The organism is Shewanella sp. T24-MNA-CIBAN-0130, from assembly GCF_040310185.1.
Lineage (GTDB): Bacteria > Pseudomonadota > Gammaproteobacteria > Enterobacterales > Shewanellaceae > Shewanella > Shewanella psychromarinicola.
The window spans coordinates 1-264 of sequence record NZ_JBEOPP010000349.1 but is presented as its reverse complement, the minus strand read 5'-3'; the positions used below and the strand labels follow the sequence as shown (position 1 = coordinate 264).

Below are 264 nucleotides of genomic sequence, written 5' to 3'. Positions count from 1 at the left end.
ACTCTAGTTCTACAACTATTGAAGCTATCTTTAGCAAAAACCAATTTGAGATACAGGTAAAAAATATTAATACTTTTGATGCTTTTGACTTTGAATTATTTAATGATAAATTAATAATCACAATAAATAGATCACATGTTTTTTATCAGCATTTATATAAAAACTCATCAACAGAAGTCAAGGTAGCATTTAACATGATGATTGGCTCAATTTGTCATTTATCACATATCAACATATCGGATAAAGTTAGGCAACAAGATAAGC

1 protein-coding gene is annotated in these 264 nt (G+C 26.9%); it reads left to right on the top strand.

The annotated features are described in order from the left end of the window. Nucleotides 1-264 (top strand): hypothetical protein (locus AAEZ02_RS22680; RefSeq protein ID WP_351125331.1); only part of this gene is annotated, 264 nt, incomplete at both ends.